Genomic DNA, 26597 nt, shown 5'->3' on the forward strand with positions numbered 1-26597 from the left:
GCCGGGTTCAGTTTATCCTGAATCTGGTATTGTACCGTGTAAGTTCCTGCTTTGGTGCCTGCAGCTACATTGATTTTCCCGGTTAAAGGATCTAAAGTAACATTTGGATCAGAAGTGGTCAGCTGACTTAAGTTAACTGTTGTTAAGGTTGCCTCAACTCCGTTATAGGTATCGTTTGCCAACACATTTTCAATCGCTGTTCCTCCTGCAAAACCATTCGCTGAACCACTGTCATTGGTGGCAACCATTGCTGGTGCCGTTATCGTAACCGTAGCAACCGCTGTGGTAGTTAATGCCGGGTTCAGTTTATCCTGAATCTGGTATTGTACCGTGTAAGTACCTGTCTTGGTGCCTGCAGCTACATTGATTTTTCCGGTTAAAGGATCTAAAGTAACATTTGGATCAGAAGTAGTCAGCTGGCTTAAATTAACCGTTATTAAGGTTGCCTCAACACCGTTGTAGGTATCGTTTGCCAATACATTTTCAATCGCTGTTCCTCCTGCAAAACCGTTTGCTGAACCACTGTCATTAGTGGCAACCATCGCTGGTGCCGTTACTGTGATCGTAGCAACCGCTGTGGTTTTCTGCCCTGGATTTAACCTGTCTTCAATTTCATATCCAACCTTATAAACACCTGCTTTAGTACCTGCAGCTACATTGATTTTCCCGGTTAAAGGGTCTAAAGTAACATTTGGATTTTCAGTTGAAAGTTGTGTTAAAATAACATTACCTAAAGTCGCCTGAACACCGTTATAAAAATCATTCGACAACACATTTGCAATCGCTGTTCCACCTGAAAAACCATTTGCGGTTCCGGAATCATCAATTGCAACTACTCCAGTTTTCGTAATGGTAGGCGTATCATTATTTTCTGCTGTCCCTGAAATATCCTGAACATCGGTTCCGGCTGGTGTTTTACCTTTTACTGTTGCCGTATTAGAAACAGAACCTGATTCTTTCTCTGCTTGTGTTAGGGTATAAACAGCCAATCCGGTTGCCGTTGCATTTGGCGCAAGGCTTAATGGCGATAAAATAATGTTACCCGTAATTTTGCTGTCGGTTAAAGTTAAATTATTAATGGTTACGTTACCTGTATTTCTTACCGTGAAGCTGTAAGTTATGGTATTTCCATTGGCAGCAAGCGTACCTGTTTTAACTAATGTTAGAAGAGGGTTAGCTGCAATTATGGTAACCGTTGCATCATTAGGTGTTGTGGTTGTAGATGGGTCATCTGATACTTTGGTTACTGCATTGTTTTTAGGGTCTGATGCAGTTGCACTGGCCTGGTTTGTTACACTTCCACTGTTAATTTCAGCCTGTGTTAAAACATGGGTAGCCGTAATCGTTGCCGAAGCACCAGCTGCTAAAGTTGCAATAGGAGATCCTGATACGATTGCATTTGCATCTGTTACAATAATATTTGTTAAAGTTACTGTACCGGTATTGGTTACTTTTAAAGCGTAATTAATGACTCCGTTTTCTGTTGTTGGTATTGTTCCGGTTACAACTTTCGTGAAGTCTGTCGAAGCTTTGTAAACATTGATGCTTACGGTAATCGCATCTGATAAAACACCATCGGCAGTTTGCAATTTATAGGTATAACTATCTGTGCCTGTGAAATTGTTGTTTGGCGTGTAGGTAATCGTGCCATCAGCATTTACCACAATGCCTCCATTGGCCGGATCAGATGCTTTTACAACCGTTAAACCTGTAGCAACAGTACCATCATTAGCTTTCACAGCTGTAATAACAGCTACATTTACCGGGGTTAAATCGTTATCATTTACTCCTGTTGGCTTAATCTGAACGTTTACAGTAATTGGTGTGCTAACCACGCCATCTACCGTTAATGTATAGGTATAACTATCCTGACCAACATAATTATTGTTTGGCGTATAGGCAATTGTACCATCCGGCTGAACAACTGCATTTCCATTTATACCATTAGTAACAACGGTTACAATTGCTCCGGTTAAGCCCGGACCATCATTTGCTTTAACATTTGTATTTACAGCCGTATTAATTAGCGTAGTTATGTTATCTGCTACACCTACTGGCTGAATATTGATGGTAAACGTGGCAGGTGTTGGGTCTACTCCTCCATCATTATCTTTTGCAGATAATGTGAAAGTAGTTGTTCCTGAACTTGTACCATTCGGTAAAAACTTCAAACCGTTGGCTTCTGCCTGGGTTAATTCCTGTCCGGCAGTAACTGCGGTTACCCCATCAGCAAGGTATAAAGTTCCCTTGGCAGGAAGTGTATTAATAATATAAGCCACAACTGTTCCGTCAGTATCTGATCCCGTTGGGTTATCAATGTCAGCAGGCACTGTGGTGGTGCTTGGTATTAGTACTGAATTGCTTTTATCATCCGTAGTTGGTAAATTATTAATTCTGATGATGAAGGTTTGTGACGCACTTTGATCAATACCGCCATTGGTTGTTCCACCGTTATCTTTCAAATAAACAGTTACAACTGCCGTACCATGTGCATTTGGTGCTGGTGTATAAGTTAGTGTTCCATTTGCAGCAACGGTTGGTTGGCTTGTAAATAATGTATTATTATCATTTGTAACTGTAAAAGCTACAGTTTGCGAACTTTCATTGGCCGGACCCGCACTTATTGCAGTTGCCCAAGCCGTTACAGTTTGCACTGGTGCATTTTGATTAACCAGCTGATCTGCTCCTTTCGTAAAAGATGGTGCATCATTTACAGCATTAACCGTAATGTCTAATGTACTGTTTGCTACTCCCCCATTTCCATCACTAATGTAATAGGTAATTGTAGGTACAGTTCCGAAATAATCTTTTGCTGGGTCAAAAACATAACTACCATCTGCATTCAGGGTAATATCTCCTACATTAGGGATATTATGCAATACTCCTACAGGATAATCTGTACCGGCTATACTATATTTGGTAACCGTTAAAGCATTTCCGTCAATATCGCTATCGTTTGCTAAAACTCCATTTGCAGCAGTAACCGTTAAAGTTACATCCTCATTTGTTGCTTTAATATCTGGTACTGCAACAGGATCGCTGTTTACAGTTGTAATTCCAGTTGAAGCTTTGTTGTTATCTAACAAAGGATCGTTCTGTGCACCCGAAATAATTGCAGTTGTACTGTAAGCTGTACCTATTTTCACTTTTGCAGTAAGGGTTAATACAGAGCTGGCTCCGGTATTTAAGGCGCCCACCATCCATACTCCTGTAGAAGGATCGTACGAACCTTGTGCTGCTGTGTACGACACAAGCTCGTATCCAGCAGGTAATAAATCTGCCACCTGAACGCCGGTTGCGTTACTTGGCCCATTGTTTCCAGCAGTAATGGTAAATACCACAGGCTCGCCAACTTTTTGGAAGGCATTTGAAACCGCATTCGTTACATATAAATCCGTACTGCTTTGAATGGTTGTATTATCTGTTTGAGCATTATTGGTTAAGTCCGGATCAGTTGTTCCTACAGGTGGCGCAACACTTGCAGTATTGCTAATTACACCGGTGGCCGAGCCCGAAAGTTTTCCCGCAATGGTTAACGTTACACTTTGTCCGGTAGTTAAAGTTAAGCCGGTCCAGTTACCGTTTGTACTGTTGTAAGTTCCGGCCGATGTTGTATAAGTACCTGCATTAGGCGTAAAACCTGCCGGTAAATTATCGGTTACTACAATCGCATCAGCAGCAACCAAACTACTCGGACCGTTATTCGTTACCGTAATAACGTAGGTTAATGAACCACCCGCAACAGCTGGTTTTGGTGCGCCCGTTTTAGTTAAAAGTAAATCTATTTTACGAACAGGCACAACAGTATTTAAGGAAACATTGTTATTTGCCGTAGTAATTACATCAGATTCTGTTCCGGTAATGCTTGCATCGTTTCCATAGTTAGCAGAAGAAGCATTTGCATTAACCGTTGCAATGATATTTAAAGTTTGAGATGATCCACTATTCAGGTTCCCAATTGTCCAAACACCATTAGTAGAGTTATAGGCAGCACTTGGACTGGCACTTACAAAAGTATAACCAGATTTTAATTGATCTGTAACCGTTACATTAGTTGAGTTACTTGGGCCGTTATTTCTTGCCGTAAGTGTAAAAGTAACATTCTCTCCTACTGTTGGATTTGTTTTACTTACGGTTTTAGTAATTTGTCTGTCTGCGTTTTCTGTATAGGTAACCGTAACCTGACTGCTTGAAGATGCACATGGTGAATTTGCAATAGTCCAGGCAAAAGTAGCTGAACTATTTTTTGAAATGGTAACTGTAGTATTTCGGTTAGAAGGATCTGCAATTGCAGCTGTCCCTGTAGTACTTACTAAAGTCCATGTACCAACACCAGATGTTGGCGCATTTCCCTGCAAAGTAAATACACCAGAATTATAGCTGATTTGATTTGTACCCGCGTTTGAAGTTGTAGGCAGCGCCTTTATAGTAATGGTTACTGGAGTAGTTGGTGCAGATGTACAGGCCAAACTTGGTGATGTACTTGTAGAAACTGTAGACCTTCTATATAATGTGGTAACCAATACCGGTGCAGGTGCATAAGTTGCCCCGGTTTGCGCATTAATTACAGTCCAGTCAGTTCCGTTTGTAGAGCTTTCCCATTTATATGAAATTGTTCCCGATCCTGTACCGTCAGTTGTTGAAGTTAAAGGAGCTATTGCTGTATTGGAACATACGGTTTGATTTGTTCCGATAGCACCAGCTGTTACGGTTCCTTGTACAATCACCGTAAATGTAAATGGCGTACCTGCACAACCACTTGTAGTTGGAGTAACCGTAAAAGTTACGGTTTGTGCAGAACCTGTGGTATTGGTTAAAGAACCGCTAACACTTGTACCAGATCCGCCGCTTACAATGCCTGTTACATTGCTGGTGTTATTGCGCACCCATGTATAACTTGTTGCTCCGGTAAAGTTTACGGTAGAAATGGCCAATCCGCTGCAGATCGTTTGTGTGGATGGAGTTGCAACTCCGTTGGCAAGCGGGTTTACAGTAATTAATACCGAATTAGAGGTTAACTCTCCGCAAGCTCCGCTTTGTACTCTGGCCCTGTAATATGTATTTGCAATTAATGTACCTGGTGTTATACTTGTTACATTTTCTGTGCCGGCTATATTGGTCCAGGCAGTGTTGTCTGGTGAAGATTGCCAACTTACTACATTACCGGTTTGACCTGATAATGTTATTGCAGCAGGTGCAGTATTATAGCAAATGGTTTGATTTGCACTTGCTATACCTGCAACCGTATTCGGACTCTGCGTAATCACCACAGTTCCTGTTGCTGTACCGGCACATGTTGCATTTTTTACCATAACCAAAGTATAGGTACCAGCAACTGTTGGTGTAATGGTAACCGGCGAAGTACTTGTGGTTACCTCTGCAGAAACTAATCCATTTGGATCTCTATAAGTATAGGTCCATGGTCCTGTTCCCGTAAAAGCAATATTAAGTGTAGGTAATGCTGCAGATGCACATACTGTGCTATTTCCATTGGCGGTTAAAGTACCTGTTGGTAAAACACTATTATTAGTTAAAGCCAGCTGCGAAGAACTGGTACAAGTACCACTGGTAATAACCCATTGTACCGTAACCGGAGTTCCGTTTCTAACACCCGAAACGGTTGTGTTAACCTGGTTTGGGTTGTTTAATGTAGCATAACCATTTGGATTGCTTACAAAGCTCCACTGGCCTGTACCAACACTTGGTGTGTTTCCTGAAACAAAGAAAGTACCGTCATTACACGCTGTTCCGCCAGAGGTTATAGAAGAATTTGAAGCGGTTGGATTTGCATAAACTAAAACGGTAGAATTACTGCCTCCTGTTACAGCTGCTGTATTAGACCAGTTTCCAGATGCTGGAATTGTGGTAGCCGTTACTGTAATTGTAAAAGAAGAAACGGCACTTGCCGCTAAACTTCCGGTATAGGTAAAAGTTAAGTTTGGCGCTGTTCCGGTTCTAACCCAGCCCGTAGGCAATGTGGTAGCTACAAAAGTTAATCCCGTTGGAATAACATCAGTAACCGCGAGTGAGTTTAAGGTAGATGTGCCCTCATTTTTAACCTGTATGGTATAAATACGATTTGCATTTAATGCAACGCAAGAGTTATCAACTGTTTTGGTAATTGAAATGCTTGGTTTTACTATAATTACATCCTCAGCAGTTAAAGAAGGATCGTAATTGGTTCCCGGAACATTTCCACCATCCCTGTAAACAGTATTGGCTGTGCCAACAGCAAAAGCCACAGGTGTAACCATCCGGTTTGGATCGGTACTGTTTCTGCTGGGATCTAAATAAGTAACCTGTGCCGGGTTACTATAGGTACCCGGTGTTGTTGAAGCCGGAATATTAACGGTTAACTGTATAGTAGCAGAGCTATTTCCCAATATAGAGAACGGCCCGAAACTTGGTTGCGTATCTGTGCCTCCGTTTGTAATGCTCGTAACTGTTGCCGGATTAGCCGAATACGCAATTGTAGCCGATACAAATGTAAAACCCGCAGGCAATTGATCATTGATTCTTACCCCCTCTGCACCACCACCAGAATTGGAAACTGTGATTGTATAAATTGTAGTCGATCCGGCAGGAATTGATGTTGTCGGATTTAACCTTGATTTTGTTACTGTTAAAGATGGGTAACAAGTTGCGCTTTGTCCCTGCAATTCAGGGGGAAGCTGGCTTGCTGTAAAATTATCCACCACGCCAGGAGTTGATCCAGATTCTGCACCATGTGCTATTGCACCGGCACCACCATTATTAGATAAACCATTGGCACCACCTTTTGTTGAAGTTGTAATGGTGGCATTTGGAATTTTATAATGGATTACACCGCCACCACCACCGCCGCCAGGACCATGTGGTACTGTAGTGTAAGCGTTACCGCCTGCACCTCCATTAGCCTGAATGGTTAAATTAGCTGTAGGACTGGTTTGAGTTACATTAATAAAAATTGTACCACCAGCACCACCACCACCGGCACCATCGCCGGCACTACCTTCTCCACCTGGCTCACCACGACCTCCGTTAGCTAAAATAAGCCCTGTACCATCAATCTTGTTGGCATTAATTAGAATTATACCGCCACCAACTCCGCCTCTAACTCCATTGGTTGCATTGTTTGCGTCTCCGCCGCCACCGCCACCGCCAAGAAACAACCTGTTTAAAGTTTGAGGTAACAGTGATCCTGGACGGCCACCCGTTTGTAAAAAATCACCCGTTGCACCTTCCCATCCATAACCACCCGCACCCCCATTAGAGCCGTTACCACCACCACCGCCACCGGCGTTATGGTTGTTACCTGCTCCACCGGCATTACCCGGAGCCCCACGTCCGTAATCTCCACCCGGATAACCGATCCATCCCGCTCCGTTATTAACAGCGGTATAACCATCCCACATAAATCGCGGTGTACCTGCAATTCCTTCGCCCTTTGTTGCCGCCAGGCTTGAATTTGTAGTTACATATAAGGTTTGTTGTACGTCTGCAATAGCTCTTGGTAACAAGTAACCACCTCGAAAGCCAGTTATACTTGCATCTATTAAACGGCCGTTCATATTAAGTGTACCCGCAACATCTAATGCAATTAATCCACCCGCCTTACCATTCCATGGAATGGTTTTAATATCAGTTGTCATGGTTAAGTTAGAAAACTGCATTAAACGCACCACCTGAAAACTCCTTTGTCCGGTTGTTGCCGTTGCATTAGCATTAATGTAACTGTTTACCAATCCGCCACCTGTTCCTGCAGCTTTAAATTGAAGAGTTCCACCAGCAGTGGTTACATCATTTAAAGCCACTACATATTCATATCTTCCAGCAATAATGCTTCCTGTATAACCAGAACCATTATTGGACGCCACACCCGCCCCATAAGTATTGGCATCTGTAGAGTTGATATCTGCACCCTGCATCTGGATTATTAACAGCAAATTACCCTTGGTAATCTGTGTGCTTCCAAAGCTAAACACTGTACTTCCAACAGTAAAAGAACTGGGAACAGGATCTAAATCCAATGAGGTACTCCCCGAATTCAGCGTTATATTTCCGGCTTTGGATGGGTAAAATGTATTTGCTGCAGTCGACAGTGTTTGCGCTCCATCTGCTCCCGGAGTTGCACAAACTGGAGTTTGACTAAAAGACTTTAACGAGAAAATTAAGTTTAAGACAAGAAATAATAAAAGTAAACGTTTATTCATATAATGGGAGATAAATTCGAATTAGTTTAGTTTATTCCACTGATTAAAAACTACATAAGCAGTTTAAAACACATTGGCTTCTAACAAATAGGTTTAATTATTTTTTGATAAGGGTATGACAACAGTTTGCGCTAATAATTTGCAAATATATCACATCAAGGGATGGTTTTAACACAATTAACCTCTATTTCGTATTACTAATAATACGGTTTTAGGGTGTTTTTAGTAAATTAAAAAACAGAATCTTTATTTAATTCATCTGAGAATAGTTTTTCAATTCTACACGCTTTATAAGTTGTTGATATTTATCAATAACTATTTTACACCTTCAGGTTTTAACTCGTTTTTTAGGCCGTTAAAAAAATAATGTCTTTGTATTACCAACTGATTTAATTTGTCTTTTATGCCGAAATGTGGCTAATGAACTATAGATAAGATCATTTTTATATATTTTAGGTTCAATCTTTATAAAAGGAAAACTTAAATCTCTATTTTAGCAATCTCGCCTAATCTATTTTTTACGCAAACATTTGCATAAAAAACCTACAAACAAAAACCACTATTATTAGCAAAGACATAACATACCTACCTAAACATTTCAGGCAGTTGGGCCAATAGGTGTATGGAGGATTTCTCTGCGAACGCCAAATGACACAATAAAAAAATCAAAACCTATCAGGTAAAAGAAAATTTTGCTTTTAGAACCGACCTCAACAGCATTAAATTTCAGATCAGAGGCATTGACCTAACGAATCAGCTTTTGGAATTCAGAAGTTAATTATTGTATTTATACGCACTCCGTTCGATATTTATACGCAATTCCTGATACAGAATAATTAACTAAAACCTTTAACTACTCATGAAGTAACTTTTTTGTTATATTTAACGCAAGTTTTTAATAACCTGGATAGGTTTATAGAAATGGAGACAATGCAGGATATGAAAGTATCCTGCATATTTTTTTTAAACTTTATTTTAAAATAAGAATGGTTTCGCCGCTGCTAAGCTTATAATAGTATTGCATTTCTCTTCCCTTTTTAAAGATTTCAATCTTTTCTACTATCCCCCTTTTACCATGTTCATCCTGCACCAAATGACCAGGTTTTACCTCATCAAGCTGGGCTTCGGGCAATGATCGTTTTAGCTTTATCATAATATGTAAATATAATATTCATACCAATCCAAATACGTCATTTTATATTATTTAATTGACAATTGTCAAACTTTTAGCTTAGAAATAAACCATTACCATTTAAATTATGCAGGTATAAGCAATCTGCCATTGCGGCTTAAATAACGCGTATTCATAAAAACTTTTCCTTAAAAAGGCGTGTTAAATAAGAAAAGTTACTCCTTATGAAAACTCAAAATAAAACATCAAATACCTCAGGTAAACATCCCTCTCCACCTTTCCCTAAGCAAAAACAAACCCCACCAGGCACAGAAAAGGAAATGAAACCTTTAGCAGATCATGGCGAAAAATCTTATCGGGGTTCGGGGAAATTAAACGGAAAAAAAGCCATTATTACTGGCGGAGACTCCGGCATTGGAAAAGCCATAGCCATTGCATTTGCACGCGAGGGGGCAGATGTATTAATTAGTTATTTAAGTGATGAGGAAGACTTTGACGCGAAAGATACGGCTAAGTATGTTGAAGCAGAGAATCAAAAAGCGATATTGGTTAAAGGTGATATCAGATCAGAAAAACATTGCAAAAAAATTATTGATATCGCCGTAAAATCATTTGGCCAGATAGATATTTTAGTTAATAATGCTGCTTTTCAGATGGCAAGAAAGTCCTTAAAAGACATTTCTTCCGAAGAATGGATAAAAACATTTGACACCAATATACATGCTATGTTTTATTTATGTAAAGCCGCCGAACCTTACATGAAAGCTGGCAGCAGCATTATAAATACAACATCCGTTAATGCCTATTCGCCCAGTCCTGTACTGCTACCATACGCTTCAACAAAAGGAGCAATACAAAATTTCACAGCCAATTTAAGTCAGATTTTATTGGAGCAAGGCAAAGGAATCAGGGTAAATGCAGTGGCGCCGGGACCAATATGGACACCACTAATTCCATCTACCATGCCCGAACCTGAAAATTTCGGAAAAGATACGCCGATGGGAAGACCCGGACAACCAGCAGAAGTAGCACCTGCATACGTTTTTCTGGCCTCTCCGGATGCAAGTTATATTTCTGGTGCAACTTTGCCAGTTACAGGTGGCAGAATAACCATTTAAAACTTTAATGGTTGCAATAGATCCATTTTTTTCAGTGTTTCACAAAAATTTTAAAATCTAAACTAATGGCACAAAAAAAAATAAATCGCTCTTTCATGTACAAAAATGGCCTAACCCTCTTTTTTGTATTGATATTTCTCATCACGCTTTTTGCACAAGCTTTAACTGGCTGGCATGTGCATAACCAAACACTTGAGGAACTAAATGCTCCAGCGCTAAGTTTTTATACTTATTTAAAATCCGGACATTTTATTTCTGCAACTTTCGAAAACTTTGAAAGTGAGTTTTTACAAATGGCGATGTATGTTATCATTACCATTAAATTAAGGCAAATTGGCTCCGCCGAATCCAAATCTTTAGAAGAGGAGGAGGATGTTGACAGGTCGCCGAAAATCACAAAAAATGTGCCCTGGCCAGTAAAAAAAGGTGGCTTAATTTTAAAAATTTATCAAAATTCGTTGTCTATTTGTTTTGTAATTCTATTTTTAGCCAGTTGGTGGCTGCACTTTTATGGCAGCTGGCAAGACCATAACGTAGAGCAAAGTCTTAAAAGTCTGGCAAAAAATTCAATGGCAGAGTACCTGATAAAACCTGAATTTTGGTTTGAAACCTTTCAAAACTGGCAGAGTGAATTTCTTTCTGTAGCGAGTATCGTATTTTTCACGATTTACTTAAGGCAAAAAGGTTCGCCTGAATCAAAACCGGTGGATGCTCCTCATATGGAAACAGGAAAATAAAACTTTTGCCTACAGCCGTTGTTGTATTAAGAAAAAGCGTTTTAAAAGATGAAAGATAAAACTGAAGAAAACAGCAAGCAAAAAGACAATCAGGAACCTAAAAATTCAGGATCTTCAAAAGAAAAAGCATCATTTGATCAGAATGGAAAAGGAGCGTCTGAAAAATTTGGTGAAGCAGGTGGCACGCCAAACGAATCGGGAGAAGAGAATGGTGCAGGCACTGTAAAAAAAAATCGAAATCAATAGTTAGCTTAACTAAATATCAATTTCGATTTAAGGTGCAAAAAGTATTTGCTTATTTTTCGTAAATACTCATTTTCTCAGCAAGTTCTATAATACTTTTGATTTTCAATTTCTGGAAAAGTCTAAGTTTATAGGTGCTGACCGTACCCATTTGTAAATTAAGTTTGTTGGATATTTCTAAAACGCCAACACCTTTGGTTAATAATTCTGCAACTTCTAATTCCCTGCCTGATAATTTAGTAAATGGATTGTTAGAATCGTTACCTAAAATACTGTTAAACATATTCTCTTTAACATTTCTACTGGAATAACGGCTACCTGCTAAGATGGTCGTAATTGCAGTTACAATTTCAGATTCCTCTGCATTTTTGGTTAAATAACCTGATGCTCCAGCTTTTAAATATGGAACAGCATAAATATTCTCGTTAAGCGAAGAGAATACCAATATTTTTGCATTTGGTTGTGCAACTTTAATCTGATCAATTACCTTAAGATTGTTTCCACCTGGAAGGTTTACATCTATAATAATTAAATTGGGAGATTTTGCACACTCAATCAGTGCTTGATCCATATTTGATGCATTGATGATTTCAACGCCAGCCCAAAAATCGGAGATCAAGCTTTTTAAACCGCGTCTGATAATCTCATGATCATCGGCGATTAAAACAGTGAAAGTGCTTACAGCATGTTTTGTTTTCATTTTGTGAAGGATAATTTCTTAATTAAGAGTTAAGGATATCTATTGTCAAAGGCAAATGTAACTTATATTTATATAATATCGACGCTATACAGTATATTATTTTGTATTAATCCTTATACATAAAGAAGAAAATATGTAAATAATTAAAAAAATAATACACTCGTTTCTAATACAATAAACATTATAACAAAAAAATAAGGTTTACACATTAATAACATAGTATTAATATAGATACATTAACTTAGACATTGGGTAATGTAAATGGTTTAGGTGTACAGGTATAAAAAATCAATAGTTTGTTAGGTTAATCAGACTATTTTTTCAGTCGTATTTATTTCACTAAATCTAAGGAACAAATAACGTGCATTAGATCAAAAATCAGACTTTTGCCCTAACTCGGCTTAATGTTTCGAGGCGAATGGCTAAAAATGAAGCGATGTGTTTTAGCGATACACGATGGATTAAATCGGGATAAGAAACTAAAAACCTTCTGTACCTTTTTTCAGCTGAAGAGATCCGGCAAAGGTAAGCACGTTCTTCTGCTGCACGGTAATAAAGCTCCATCATTTTCCGGCCAACAATATTTGCTTCTGCAAAATTTTCATATAAATCATCAGATAGGGTGTGTGGAATAGCAATGAGTTCCACATCTTCCAAGGCTTGTAAATATTCTGAGGATTCTTCATCCGTCCATAAATTGCGAATGGTACCTACCACTTCATTTTCTTTTGCAATCCAGGTTGTTATTTCATTTTTACCGTCTTTTACAAAGCCTCTTACTACCCCTTTAATAATTAAAAAAAGGTATTCGTTACGATCCAATGGAGAAATAAGGAATTTATTTTTCTTGTAGCTTATAGGAAAAGTCTGTTGATTTATTCTTTTTTCAATCTCACTATTTAGGACATGAAATTTTTTGAAAATTGTAATTAATGGAGAAAAGTTTTTATACCTCTTCCATTTATCTTTATCAGATAAATTTAATGCAATCATTATTTTAGGCCTAGGGATGGATGAATTTTTAATTACTTATTAAAAATCGCAGCGTAATAATAGCAAGATAGATTTAAATAATGAAGTTTTTTTTTCATTTCACCCTATGAATGTTGGATTTACAGAATTTTTTCTACCCCTAAACCAAAAAGAGCAAAATCATATTTAACAGGATCGTTAAAATCAAATTGTTTCAAATATTCTGTTAATTCCACCGCCGTTAACCAATCTGTTTGTTTTCTGTTAATTAATCCAAGTAGCCTTCCTACCCTATCCACATGTACATCACAAGGGCATATCAAATCTTTTGGTTTTAATGTGTTCCAAATCCCAAAATCAACACCTTTATTATCATTTCTAACCATCCACCGTAAAAACATATTTAAACGTTTACAGGTAGATTTTTGTCGGGGCGATGATATGTGCTTTTTGGTTCGGTGCGGAAAATCTTCCAGCGAAAAAAAATAAGCGCGAAAATGATTTAAAGCTTCCTCAATAGTAAAGGTTAGTTTAGATGTTAAACAAACTGCAGAAAAGTTACCACGGTCTTTCTCTTCCTGTCCTGAGGCTAAGTATTCGGCCAAATAGACATCGGCAGATGGCAAAAATGCCTTTTCTAAACTATCATATTTTGTATAATGTGCTTTAAAAAAAGAGATACAATACAGCAGATCCGTATCATTAAATGTGCGGTGTTTAAAATTTAAAAGATTTTTCAAATCATGATCAGTATGCTGAAGTACAAAATCATAAGGCGCATTATCCATACGTTCAAGCAATTCTCTGCATTTATTAATAATGGTTTTCCGTTGTCCCCATGCTAAAATAGCAGCAAAAAAACCGGCAATTTCTATATCTTGTTTTTTTTGAAATAAATGGGGAATACAAACCGGATCATTGGCAATAAAATCAGGCCGGTTGTATTGATCTACCTTTTGATCAAGAAAATTCTGCAACTCTAAAAAATCCATTAAACTAAAGTTAGTTGATCAATAAAAAGTCATTCAAAAAAACAGGTTTAACCCTTAATTTCTGAATGACTTGAAATATAATTAAATTAGAAAACGAACTATCTTAATGCATTTTCTAAATCTTCCAGTAAATCATCAATATCCTCTACTCCAACGCTCAAACGTAAAAGGTTATCTGTTACGCCAACTTTTTCTCTTTCTTCTTTTGGAATTGAGCCATGCGTCATGGTAGCCGGATGATTAATTAACGATTCTACCCCACCTAACGATTCAGCTAAAGTAAATACTTTAAAGTTTGAAGAAACCCTGAACGTTTCTTCTAAATCTGCTCCTTTTAAGGTAATAGAAATCATACCGCCGAAACCCCTCATCTGTTTTTTAGCAACCGCATGGTTAGGATGATCTTCAAATCCAGGCCAGTAAATTTTATCAACTTTCGGGTGTGTTTTTAAAAACTGGGCAATGCGCGTTCCGTTTTCACAATGTGCTTTCATGCGTAAATGAAGGGTTTTAATTCCCCTCAGGACTAAAAAAGCATCTTGCGGGCCTGGTGTTGCGCCACATGCATTATAAATAAACCAAAGGTCTTTGTATAGTTTTTCATCATTGGTAACCAATGCCCCCATCACTACATCAGAGTGACCACCAATATATTTGGTTACAGAGTGCATTACAATATCCGCTCCTAAATCAATCGGGTTTTGCAGATATGGAGAAGCAAAAGTATTATCAACGGTTAAAATCAGTTTATTTGCTTTCGAAATTTTAGCAACCTCTTCAATATCAATAATCTGCATCGTTGGGTTGGTAGGTGTTTCTATCCAAACCAGTTTAGTTTTTTCATTAATATAAGGCAACATATTTTCGGGCCTGGTTAAATCCAAAAAATGGAATTTAATACCATAATTGGCAAATATCTTGGTGAAAATACGGTAAGAACCGCCGTATAAGTCATTACCTGTTATTACTTCATCACCTGGTTGCAACAGTTTTAAAACAGCATCAGTTGCGCCCATACCGCTTGAAAAGGCCAAGCCATATTTTGCATTTTCTAAAGCTGCAAGGCAATCTTCAAGGGCTTTACGTGTGGGGTTGGTTCCTCTCGAATATTCGTAACCTTTATTATCCCCTGGAGATTTTTGCCAGTACGTAGATGTTTGATAAATGGGTGTCATTACGGCACCGGTAGTTGGGTCAGGTTCCTGGCCCGCATGTATAGCTTTTGTTGCGAATTTCATTTTTGTATAATATAATTTTTGCGTATCAGGCTCAAATCTGGAATTACCCAAATTACCTTTACTCTTTTACATTCAGATTAATATGCCCGTGCAAATAACACCCTTTGGGTAGACGGTTTTCCTGAATATATACAAACACCGTCTTCCAGTTTATTATCTAAAGGAATACAACGAATGGTTGCTTTTGTTTCTTCTTTTATTTTTTGTTCTGTTTCTGGTGTTCCATCCCAGTGTGCAGAAATAAAACCAGCTTTTTCATCTAACAACTGCTTAAATTCATCATAACTATTGGCATCTGTAATGTGTTCATCACGGTAAGCCAAAGCTTTATTAAACATGCTGGTTTGAATATCTTCCAATAGTTTAATGATATAAATATCCAGGCCATCCTGAGGAACTGTTTGTTTAACTTTAGTATCTCTTCTGGCAACTTCTACTGTTTTATTTTCTAAATCCCGGCCACCAATTGCAATCCGGATTGGCACACCTTTTAATTCATAATCTGCAAATTTAAAGCCCGGACGTTGCGTGTCGCGATCATCATATTTTACTGAAACACCAAAACCTTTTAAACGCATGCTTAACTCATTAACGTATGCGGTAATTTTAGCTAAATCTTCGTCACCTTTATAAATTGGCACAATTACCACCTGAATCGGCGCTAATTTTGGAGGAATAATTAATCCCGAATCATCGCTATGCGCCATAATTAAAGCGCCCATTAAACGGGTTGAAACGCCCCATGATGATGCCCAAACATAATCAAGTTTACCATCTTTGCCCGTAAATTTAACATCAAAAGCTTTAGCAAAATTTTGCCCTAAAAAATGTGATGTACCTGCCTGAAGTGCTTTTCCATCCTGCATTAAAGCTTCAATGCAATACGTATCTAAAGCGCCCGCAAACCTTTCATTTGGAGATTTACGACCTCTTATTACCGGAACAGCCAACCAATTTTCGGCAAAATCAGCGTATATATGTAACATGCGTTCTGTTTCTTCAATGGCTTCCTGGGCAGTGGCATGCGCCGTATGCCCTTCCTGCCATAAAAACTCGGCTGTACGAAGAAATAACCTCGTACGCATTTCCCAACGTACCACATTTGCCCATTGATTTATTAGAATTGGCAAATCACGATACGATTGAATCCAGCCTCTATAGGTATTCCAGATAATGGTTTCAGAAGTAGGACGAACAATTAGTTCTTCTTCAAGTTTTGCCGTTTCATCTACAACAATATTGCCATTACCGTCGTTTTTTAAACGGTAATGTGTCACAACGGCACATTCAGTTGCAAAGCCCTCAACGTGAGAAGCTTCCTTTGAAAAAAATGACTTTGGTATGAATAATGGAAAATAAGCATTGCTGTGCCCGGTATCTTTAAACATTTTATCTAATACGGCCTGCATTTTTTCCCATATAGCATAGCCATTAGGCTTAATCACCATACATCCGCGTACAGCAGAATGCTCTGCTAAATCTGCCTTTATTACGATGTCGTTATACCACTGTGAATAATCTGCTGCTCTGCTTGTAATTTCTTTGCTCATAAATTGTATTTGGAACGTAAATTGTATGTTAAAAAATGTGAAACTTAAGCACAAATTTATAAATTTATGCCTACAAAACGATTATGATTTGGTTAGCATCAATTTTATAACATTAATTTAACCGTTTTGCCTTGCTGGCTTTGCTAAAATTCCGGCCATTTTTAATCATTGACACACACAACTAAATATAAGACAATGAAACCAATTAAATTTTTACCCATTGTAATGATTGCTGCTGCTGGGTTGGTAGCATCATGCTCTACATCAAAATTGGCTCAAAATTCGACCTCTGATGATGTTTACAACAGTGTTGCAAAAGCACGGGAAGTTGAATATGTTGCCCCTCAGGCTCAACAGCAACAGCAGCAGCAACAACAAGATCAATACCAGTCTGACTATAACGACGACTATTACGGAACAAGTAATCCCTATTATGATATGGATTATTCATCCAGAATAAACCGCTTTTATAATGGCTATAGCTGGCAGGGTTACTACGATCCATATTTTGACAATTATTACTACAACAATAACTATTTAGGCTACGGCTTAGGTGCATATAATGGCTATGGGTTAGGTTTGGGTTTAGGCTGGAACAGTGGTTTCGGTTGGAATGGTGGCTTTGGTTGGGGCGGTGGCTTTTATGGCAACAGCTGGGGTAACCCTTACTATGGATGGAACTCATGGGGACCAAACTCTTATTATGATCGCTTTGGCTGGGGTGGCGGCTGGTACGGTGGTGGCTGGGGTATAGGCGGTGGTTTATACAGTAACAGAACCAATTACCACAGGCCATCTTACACCGACAGAAATACCGTTAATTCAAATGGATATTATCCAAACGGTAACGGATCCAGAGCTGGCGCAAACAGCAACAATGGCCGTCCAAGTCGTGTAAGCAATGCGGGCACAAATAATGGAATTATTAATAACGGCGTAAATTACGGCAGACCTTCAAGAGTAGATGGAAGAGCAGTTGGCAATGGCAATAACACCTATCAACAACGCCCATCACGTGAATATATGCCACAACAACCTTCAAGATCCGAGCAACGTCCTTCACGTGATTATACTCCTCCTACACAACCATCAAGAACAGAGAGCAGACCAAGTTATTCTCCTCCTCAATCGTATGGTGGCGGACAGTCATCTGGTGGTGGCGGCGGCGGTGGCGGGAGACCATCAAGAAGCGGCAGGAATTAATTTAAACCAACACACAAAAAATTATGAAAATTAAATATTTACTGGGTCTGGCATGCCTTTTAGGCTGCTCCCAAATTGGCTATGCACAATATGTGACCGATGCTTTAAGATTCTCTCAGACTGATAATACAACTTCATCCAGATTTAAAGCTTTGGGTGGCGCTCAAACTGCAGTAGGCGGAGACATTAGTTCGTTAAGTGGAAACCCTGCCGGATTAGGCCTGTTTACAAGGTCTGAAATCAGCTTTACGCCTTATTATGGATCTTATGGTAATGATGGTGCTTATTTAGGGGAAACACGGAACGGAAGTAAAAATCAACTTGGCATTAGCCAGTTTGGTGGTGTTTTTTATTCTCCAACATCAAAGCAAAAAGGAGCAAATACATCCGAAGGAATATTAAGCTTTAACATAGGTATTGGTTATAATAAGACCAATGACTTTAACAACAAAATTGTTTTTGGTGGAACAAATAATGCAAGTTCAATCGCAGACTTTTTTGCTGATCAGGCAAATCAGTTAAGCACACCTCCTCCTACTCCAGACCAACTTAAAACAGGATATCAAAACTTTTCAGTCGATTATGACCTTCCATATACCGCTTTTGAAAACTATTTAATTAATTATAACGGTTCAAGTGGCGCATGGGCACCTGCAACAGCCTTAGGTAATAAACAAGTAAATACTGAAACCAGAACGGGTTATCAATCTGAATTTAATATTGGTTTTGGCAGTAATTACTCTAATAAACTTTATTTTGGAGCAACTTTATCATTTACTTCATTAAAACTTAATTCTGATCGTGTTTTCAACGAAAGCGGATCTATAGGTACAGACCTTTACGATATGGACTTTACAGAAAGTACTCAAACTAAAGGCAATGGTTTTAATGCCAAATTGGGTTTAATCTACAAAATTAGTAGTGTTGTTAGAATTGGTGCTTCTTATAATACACCAACCTGGTACAACATTCAGGATAGCTATTTCCAAAATCTGGTTAATTATAAAAATGCTTATAATGTACAAATTGATCCATATAATTCTGAATTCAATCTTCGTACTCCGGGGAAAATAACAGCTGGTTTTGCTTTATTTGCTAATAACCTGGGTTTCCTTACTTTTGATGCTGATTACATTAATTATAAAGACATTAAATTGAGTAGTGATGCCGTTAATGATGCAAGTATAATCAACACCAATAATAAAGATATTCAAGATCTTTACCGTGATGCGTTTAACATCAGAGTTGGAGCAGAAGGAAGATTAGATGATAACTTTTCATTAAGAGCGGGTTATAGCCAAGTTGGCAATCCTTACGAAGATAAATCAAATGATGCGTATCAGAAGAAAAGCATTAGCGGTGGCTTAGGTTACCGTAAAGATAATTTTTATGCTGATGCTACTTATGTAAACAGCAAGTATAACTCTTACTATAAAGCATATGACCTTGTTGGTTTAGCTGCTCCGACTGCTTCTATTAAAAACATCACAAATGCAGTTTATTTAACCTTAGGTGTAAGATTTTAAAAAACTACATTTACAACACAAAAAGCCACATACAATATGTGGCTTTTTTTTTACGTATTATTTTAAATAAACATGCAATTCACATATCTTTGCACCTTACATTGGAAAATTAAATTAAACTCTTATGAAAAGAAAAACTTATTATTTGGCTATTATTATAACCGTCCTTCTTTCTTGCAAAAAAGAATTAAGGCATGAAACATCAATACCATTAAATATAACCGAAAAACAAAACTCAAAAATTTTATTTTCAAAGGTTTTAGCTATCGCCATGGAAGAAGAGCCTAAATTAAGATCTTTTATAAAAAGCGAAGCATTAAAACAATTTGACAGAGACAACGATGTCTTATTTCAGATGGTTAAGGATGAAAAAGTAACATTAGATCAAACATTTTATCAAATTTTATCAAAATATGCTAAGTCAAAAGAGGGATTAGATCAAGCAATTGAAGACTTACCAACATTAACAATAATGGTTCCGGAATTTCCAAATTTCACACCGACGAGTTGGAATTCAGAATCAGAAATACCGAAAATAGCTATCTCACCAAATGATAAAAACTTCCGTTCCATAGAAGTATATGATTCGAATGGAAATATAATAGAAGTACCTCGTGGCTTAATACCTGGTTTTCCTGTAGTTGTTATTAAAGAAAATGAAAGAATAAATGTGTCGGTTGGTAATGTGGATCATTCTCCGAGTTCCGCCATTTTATTAAATTCATCCAATTCTACTGAAAATACTTTCTTAACTAAGGATAATAGAAAATTTAGTTTTAGTAACGACGCATTTAACGGCATATCCAAAACGAACTTAAAAGTCTCATATAACAATCCTATTATGAGTAATTCGAAAACTATATCTAGAGTCGATCCTACTATAACATTTAATGATGGTACTACAAAAAAATCTGCTAACCCTATTGACCCTTTGGTAATACAGGCATTTGAAAATAATTTAGACTGGCAAAGAGATTTTGTTTATTATGGTTTAAATCCTACAGCTGGCAAAGATAAGGGAAAATTCAATAACCGTATAGTAGAGCATATAGTTTCGATTAGGATGAAAGATTCTAACATAAATAGAATATCAGATCAAACCAATGATCCTTTACCTACTGGTCAAGATTTTAATATAGCAGGAGCTCCATCACCACTGTCAGAATGGACCGACGGTTATTTTGATATCAGAATAGCAGTTCTTATTAACGCAAAAAATGGCGCGGGCACCCAATTAAACAAGGTTATAACTGCAAAGGGAAGCGATTTATATAATATTACTTACGAAGTAACTTCAGGTCCACGCGGTTATCTATACTACAAATATAAAGGAATCGCTCCTAAAGACTATTTTATTAATGAACCATTGGTTGCATGGAATTTAGAAAATTACGGAGCAGCTTGGAAATTTATCGTTAGTGAATACGATCCATCAGAAGAAATTATTACTACGCATACCGAATCTACTAAGTTTGCTGCAAATTTTGGGTACGACATTGGTTTTGGAGAAACAGTGAAAGTGGGATATAAATTTGGCGCATCAATTGAAACAACTTCGAGCTCCTCTTTTCAATATAAAACAACAAGAAGTTCAGATGAGTTAGGAGAAGGAATTATAGAATTTGGAGCCCCAATTATTTTAAGAAAAGAAGTGGTTACACCTACGCCATCTACCACTCCTCCTAGAAATCCAACACCTGGCAGAACAGACAATATTGCATTTACAACCAATTACATAACTAATGAAGTAAGTTGTGGGACAATATATCTTAGTATTGAACCAAAACAGATCTAATTTAAATAGTGATAAAATATATTATAAATCCTGACTATTTGGTCAGGATTTATTTTTATGGATTCTTAATTACAATTTCTTTTTCTCCGTAAACAATTCCATTTTCGGTAACTCCCTGGATAATAATTTTAAATTTCCCGGTAAGATCACCGGTATTAAACGAAAGTGGCGTTTCGGTATTGTTGTTAATATCCACCTGGTAATTCCAGTAAACAGTGGGAAAATCTATAGGTTCGTTTTTATTACTGATGTCGGAGAGGTAAAATTCTTTCGGAAGGTTTATGGTTTTTAATAAAGTTATGTTCGGAGCCAGTTCCTGCACTGTACAGCCCGTGTAAAAAACGGTTCCTTCTCCATCAGAACGAGCATATGTTTTCCCTTTAACGGGTGCTCTGTTCGATTGGTTATTTCTATGATTTTCACAATTTAAAATATTATACATGCAAACATAATCGCCGCACTTATTGGCATAACCGTTTCTTTCAAACTCCATCCGCTCCTTATCTTTTTTACCTTTCACAACGACCTCCTCTAACTTAATTCCTCCTGGTATATAAATTCGATTTTCATCATTCAATACTCTTGTTTTATTAAGAACGGGATAATACGTTTTCGACTTAACATACTTCTTTATTTCATCTTGAGGATCGTTGACATTTACCTCGTATTGAAAATAACTTTTACTATTCAAGTTTAACCAGGCTTTATTAGCATCTGACGACAATATATTCGAATACGGAATATTAAAATGCCCAATACTGTCCGTACTAAGCGTAGAAATACTTTTATTGGAATATATGTTAAGTTCTACCGGAGTTTTTAAGGGCTTTTTGTTTTTAGTTATTGCTCCTTTAAAATCATAGGTAGATACAAGCGTGTTTAAATCAGGGGTATTTTGCCTTTCTGCGGGCCAAAAATACTTTCTCCACCCTTTAATTAACAGCACAGCGTCCAGGTAATCTATGTCAATGGATTTAAAAATCTGAGCATTAACAGGAAGCGAGCCTAAAGGATATTGCAGGTAAGCATAATCAACAATATTTAGCTGATTTCTTAATGTAACGCGATTTGCCTGAACACAGGCAACAGAGACAAGGCCAGAAACCAATGCATCATCTTTTCCAATGATTTTTAATTTCAGATTTATTTTTTCCCTTACCAAATATTCTTCTTTATCGGCTTTAATTTCCATACGATTAAGCTGATTGTAATGAGCAAAGAAAATTCTTTCGGCAACAGGCCTAAATAAACTATCCAAAATTGTTATGGCTTGTAAGCCAAGCGGGATGGAATCCAGTTTAAACCGAACGCTCTGGATATTTTTACCGTTCAGATTAAGGGTGCTTTGCAAAAAAACCTGGTCAAAATTATGCACCAAAATATGAATTTTCTCCTTGCTGCTGCTTTCAATTTTTGCAACCAGTTCATTATCTACAACTGCTGAACCAATTCTTATTATTATGCCATTGGCTAAACGCTCGGGCAAATCATAAGTAGCATTGTCCGTATCTTCCTGAAGCAGCTTAACTGTATACTTTTGGTTTAAAGCCGGTTTGATTAAAAAAGTACCTAAGCCGCTTGAATTTGTTTCAATAGTATCTTTTGCTGTTTTATTTTCAAATAATATGGCTCTTGCTCTTATTGCACTTCCTTCTTCATCTTTTATTTCAAATCCTACCCTGCACCAGAGATCATTAACCAGATGCCCGCCTTCCGGATAAAATTGCACCTTATATTTTTTAACTTTCAGTACAGGAAGATCTATGTTAATGTACCTGATTTGATTTCCTTTTTTCACAGAAACCGATAAGAGGTTATTTTCGAGATTAATCTGATCAGCCGGATAATTAATCATTAATTCGCCAATAACACTACTTTTTGCGCTCCCCTTTTGCACAATCTGATTATTGCGTCCAATAGAATATTTAATTTCAGCATCGGCTACAAACCGATTATTACTGGATAAGGCTTTGAGTAAAACTGTTCCATTTTTGGTTACTTCATCATAATTTTTAAAAATGGATAAAGCGGCAATTAAAGGATTAACCGTTGTTGATATAATGGTAACCGGCTGTACAAATTCTCCGTCTGGTTTTCCATTTACCTTAATATTAGTATTGGCAACAAAGCTATAATCATTGCTTAATAAAGAATCAGGCAGCGTTAAACCACCAAAACAAAATCCTTCACTAAGGAGAAACTTCTGCTGAAGAACAACTGTACTGTCTTGATTATTGATCAGCGATAAATACAATGTATTGTATAGGCTTAAATCGGTTACAGAATTTAATAAATAACCTGTAAACCAAACCTTATCGTTATTTGTGTAAACGTTTTTATCAAAGTGAATAAAAAGTTTGGAGTTGTTATGGGTTAAACCATAATTATGCAGGTTATCACTAATGCTGTCCAATTTTGTTTCCTGACCATAAGATTTAGCCAACGAACAAATAAAGAACAAAAAACAAATTAAGGAAAACTTGAAAGGCATACAATTAAGGTATGCTTAAAATTTATAAAAAAAAATTACATTTTCAATTTAATTACGCTTTATACCAGGCTGCTTTTCCTTTTGATAAATCTAACTTCTGCTCAAGTTCTGCATCTTTAATCAGTTCCGGTGCATGGTGCGGCTTTTTGCGCGCATCAATGATCATTGATCCTTTACAACCCCAATGCTTATTAACTGTAAATTCGTTGATACCATAAATATCAGCTGCCGGGTTACTTCTGGTAAAAGTTATCCAAACCAGGTTATTGGTATTTTCTGCCGCAAATTTTGCGTCATCGCAAAGTACAATTAATGGAAAACCTGTTAAATCCTGATTTTTAAAAGCTTCATTCAATTCTTCCATTTCCCCCTTGGTTCTCACCTCGTTCTGATAAGCTTTACCGGTTAATGTCAATACACCGGCAATGGCCAAATGTGGGTTTTTAAAAGTTTCAGGTAAATTTAAACCAACAGGAACTTCAGTACTTAACTTTCTTTTCTGCTTACCCGCAGCTGCCATTACTAATTTCGATCCGCTGTTTAATCCTTCCCCGCTATAATCAAGTGTATCAATAGTGGTATTGGTATAAAAATGTAAGTCTGTTTTTAAATCTATCCTTTCTAAAATATGCCTTAAAAACGCTTCTATGTCATGTGTATTTAAATTTGGATCATCTTCTTGAGCTGCAATCAGCAGGTATTTAGCAAGACTCAGCTGATTTTTACCTAAAATATGGTTGGCAATTGTTAATATTTCCTGAGGTTTTCTTTCGTTTAAATAAGGTGTATACCGCTCGCTGCCAATGGCAAACAATAATGGATGTACACCGGCCGCATCTACAGCATTTACTTCTTTTAAACCGTGTATTTCCTGTGGAATTGCTGATCCAGCTATTTCATGAATCAAAGCCCCAAAACTGGTATCTTCTTGTGGGGGCCGGCCAACAACGGTGAAAGACCAAATGGCATCTTTTTTATGGTAAACATTGTGCACTTTCATTAAAGGAAACGGGTGAGTTAAACTATAATAACCTAAGTGGTCTCCAAAAGGGCCTTCGGGTTTGTTTTCTCCAGGGTAAACCGTCCCTGTAATAATAAAATCTGCATCTGCAGAAATACAAAAACCTTCATCATCATAAAAATACCTGAATCTTCTGTTTCCTAATGCACCGGCAAAAGTCATTTCAGATAAGCCTTCTGGTAAGGGCATTACTGCAGCCAAGGGATGCGACGGCGGGCCACCAACAAAAATACTTACTTTTAATGGCAAACCTAAGGCATTGGCTTTAGCTTGGTGAACGCCTATCCCCCGATGGATTTGATAATGTAAGCCTATTTCTTTATCCTGAATGTAATCGTTACCGCCCAGCTGGATACGGTACATGCCTAAATTTGCATTTAAGATTCCGGGTTTATCCACGTCTTCTGTATATACCTGGGGCATCGTTACAAAAGGACCGCCGTCCATTGGCCAATTTACAATTTGAGGCAGTTTACTGATGCTCGTTTTTAAAAATTTATGCTTGGCAGAAGGTGTTTTCATAGGCAAAGCCGAAAGCGCCGACATTGCAGAACCTGCATATTTAAATGGATTTTTCAAAGCTTTCATTGGGTCTGACCGCAAAGAAACCAGCTGTTGTACTTTAGGCAGGGTATCCCTAAAAATAAACTTAGAACGCTCCAGTGTTCCAAAAAGATTGGAAACAGCAGGAAAAGGACTCCCTTTAACGTTTTCAAAAAGCAAGGCAGGTCCGTTATTTTCAAAAACCCTTAAATGGATGGCTGCCATTTCAAGGTAAGGATCTACTTCTTCTTTTATTCTTATTAAATGACCATGTTTTTCGAGATCATTTACGCATTCTGCTAAACTTTTATACGCCATTTGGCAAATATACAGAGTTACCTCCGGAAGTTAACCCTGAAATTGTAAGGTTATGGCACACTTTAAATTAAAAATTCCTTTGCCGGATTAAAATCCAGACAAAGGAATTAGTATCATATAATTTCGCTGCTGCACAACAAATAGATGATGTAGTTAAGCCGCAGTTTATAATGTTCGGTTAATAAAAACTATTTTTTTCCTGCAAATGAACGTAACATCCAGGTGTTTTTTTCTTTAAACTGCATGAAACGGTTTACCATATCATTAGTACCATCATCCCCTGCTTCGTCTGTTGCTTCCAGTAAGGTACGTTCAAGTTCAATTAACTTTGCCATATCTTCTAAAATTGCATCAACCATACTTAAATCATTTAAGCCAATGGTATTGATTTCTTTAATTTCAGATTCTTTAATATAGTCAGCAAAACGGCTGTGTGGTGGTTTTCCCAGGGTTAAAACACGCTCAGCAATTTCATCAATTGTTAATTGCGCGTTTGTATATAGTTCTTCAAATTTTATGTGCAGTGTAAAAAAGTTTTGCCCCTTAATATTCCAATGGCAACCTCTTAATTTCTGATAATGAATGTGATAATTTGCAAGGTAATCGTTTAATAAATCTACAACTGGTTTAACTTCTTTTTCGTTTAAACTTATTTCTTTAGCGTCCATAATATTGTATTTCTAATTTGTTTGATAGCCTAACAACTCAAAAACATAAAAGTTTGAGGCATAAATTCAATTTCAAACAATACCTTAATTATATGTTCGTTTATAATTTGTAATTATATAAAGCCTCATTAAGGCAACTATTTGTTTATGATACAATT

At 37.4% G+C, this 26597-nt stretch carries 16 protein-coding genes; 6 read left to right on the forward strand and 10 right to left on the reverse strand.

Annotated features, from left to right (window positions below; genetic code table 11):
• Together R2Q77_RS20760 and R2Q77_RS20765 are read right to left on the reverse strand one after the other, a co-directional pair.
• Nucleotides 1-8192, reverse strand: an 8192-nt coding sequence (locus R2Q77_RS20760) for a beta strand repeat-containing protein (protein ID WP_316805628.1), incomplete at its 3' end; no start/stop codon positions are given.
• Between the two features lie 970 nt (nt 8193-9162).
• A complete protein-coding gene (locus tag R2Q77_RS20765; protein ID WP_316805629.1) occupies nt 9163-9345 on the reverse strand; it encodes a hypothetical protein in 183 nt (60 codons plus the stop codon).
• A 203-nt stretch (nt 9346-9548) separates the two neighbouring features.
• Here R2Q77_RS20765 and R2Q77_RS20770 point away from each other — a divergent pair, with 203 nt between their 5' ends.
• The 3 genes from R2Q77_RS20770 to R2Q77_RS20780 all read left to right on the forward strand — a co-directional run bounded on the left by R2Q77_RS20770 (nt 9549) and on the right by R2Q77_RS20780 (nt 11425).
• Nucleotides 9549-10442, forward strand: coding sequence for an SDR family oxidoreductase (locus R2Q77_RS20770; RefSeq protein ID WP_316805630.1), 894 nt, complete (start codon nt 9549-9551; stop codon nt 10440-10442).
• Nucleotides 10443-10507: 65 nt separating this feature from the next.
• The gene (locus R2Q77_RS20775; protein ID WP_316805631.1) at nt 10508-11179 is read left to right on the forward strand and encodes a DUF6766 family protein; all 672 of its coding nucleotides are present in this window, start codon (nt 10508-10510) and stop codon (nt 11177-11179) included.
• 48 nt (nt 11180-11227) lie between these two features.
• Nucleotides 11228-11425 carry a hypothetical protein gene (locus R2Q77_RS20780; protein ID WP_316805632.1) on the forward strand — a complete coding sequence of 66 codons (198 nt, stop codon included), beginning with the start codon at nt 11228-11230 and terminating at the stop codon, nt 11423-11425.
• Between the two features lie 49 nt (nt 11426-11474).
• Here R2Q77_RS20780 and R2Q77_RS20785 read toward each other — a convergent pair whose 3' ends face one another.
• The 5 genes from R2Q77_RS20785 to proS all read right to left on the reverse strand — a co-directional run bounded on the left by R2Q77_RS20785 (nt 11475) and on the right by proS (nt 16874).
• Nucleotides 11475-12122: a response regulator transcription factor gene (locus tag R2Q77_RS20785; protein ID WP_316805633.1), complete on the reverse strand. Its 648-nt coding sequence runs from the start codon at nt 12120-12122 to the stop codon at nt 11475-11477.
• Between the two features lie 378 nt (nt 12123-12500).
• Nucleotides 12501-13115 (reverse strand): Crp/Fnr family transcriptional regulator, encoded by a 615-nt coding sequence (locus R2Q77_RS20790; RefSeq protein ID WP_316805634.1) that lies wholly within the window; start codon nt 13113-13115, stop codon nt 12501-12503.
• 119 nt (nt 13116-13234) lie between these two features.
• Nucleotides 13235-14086, reverse strand: coding sequence for a TIGR02757 family protein (locus R2Q77_RS20795; RefSeq protein WP_316805635.1), 852 nt, complete (start codon nt 14084-14086; stop codon nt 13235-13237).
• A gap of 98 nt (nt 14087-14184) precedes the next feature.
• Entirely contained in the window at nt 14185-15324 is a 1140-nt protein-coding gene (locus R2Q77_RS20800) for a cystathionine gamma-synthase (RefSeq protein WP_316805636.1), read from the reverse strand.
• A gap of 77 nt (nt 15325-15401) precedes the next feature.
• Complete coding sequence (gene proS, locus R2Q77_RS20805) at nt 15402-16874, reverse strand: proline--tRNA ligase (RefSeq protein WP_316805637.1); 1473 nt, start codon at nt 16872-16874, stop codon at nt 15402-15404.
• A 195-nt stretch (nt 16875-17069) separates the two neighbouring features.
• On the opposite strand from proS, the gene R2Q77_RS20810 reads away from it, so the two are divergent.
• From R2Q77_RS20810 to R2Q77_RS20820, 3 genes are all read left to right on the forward strand, one after another.
• Entirely contained in the window at nt 17070-18077 is a 1008-nt protein-coding gene (locus tag R2Q77_RS20810; RefSeq protein WP_316805638.1) for a hypothetical protein, read from the forward strand.
• 23 nt (nt 18078-18100) lie between these two features.
• Complete coding sequence (locus tag R2Q77_RS20815) at nt 18101-19603, forward strand: hypothetical protein (RefSeq protein ID WP_316805639.1); 1503 nt, start codon at nt 18101-18103, stop codon at nt 19601-19603.
• A gap of 124 nt (nt 19604-19727) precedes the next feature.
• Nucleotides 19728-21398 carry a hypothetical protein gene (locus R2Q77_RS20820; protein WP_316805640.1) on the forward strand — a complete coding sequence of 557 codons (1671 nt, stop codon included), beginning with the start codon at nt 19728-19730 and terminating at the stop codon, nt 21396-21398.
• A gap of 55 nt (nt 21399-21453) precedes the next feature.
• Here the strand turns inward: R2Q77_RS20820 and R2Q77_RS20825 are convergent, their stop codons facing one another.
• The 3 genes from R2Q77_RS20825 to R2Q77_RS20835 all read right to left on the reverse strand — a co-directional run bounded on the left by R2Q77_RS20825 (nt 21454) and on the right by R2Q77_RS20835 (nt 26439).
• Nucleotides 21454-23889 carry a hypothetical protein gene (locus R2Q77_RS20825; protein ID WP_316805641.1) on the reverse strand — a complete coding sequence of 812 codons (2436 nt, stop codon included), beginning with the start codon at nt 23887-23889 and terminating at the stop codon, nt 21454-21456.
• 52 nt (nt 23890-23941) lie between these two features.
• Nucleotides 23942-25771, reverse strand: coding sequence for a UbiD family decarboxylase (locus tag R2Q77_RS20830; RefSeq protein ID WP_316805642.1), 1830 nt, complete (start codon nt 25769-25771; stop codon nt 23942-23944).
• A gap of 188 nt (nt 25772-25959) precedes the next feature.
• Entirely contained in the window at nt 25960-26439 is a 480-nt protein-coding gene (locus R2Q77_RS20835; protein WP_316805643.1) for a DNA starvation/stationary phase protection protein, read from the reverse strand.
• Nucleotides 26440-26597 lie beyond the last annotated feature (158 nt).

Origin of the sequence: Pedobacter nototheniae, assembly GCF_032678625.1 — a bacterium.
Taxonomy (GTDB): domain Bacteria; phylum Bacteroidota; class Bacteroidia; order Sphingobacteriales; family Sphingobacteriaceae; genus Pedobacter; species Pedobacter nototheniae_A.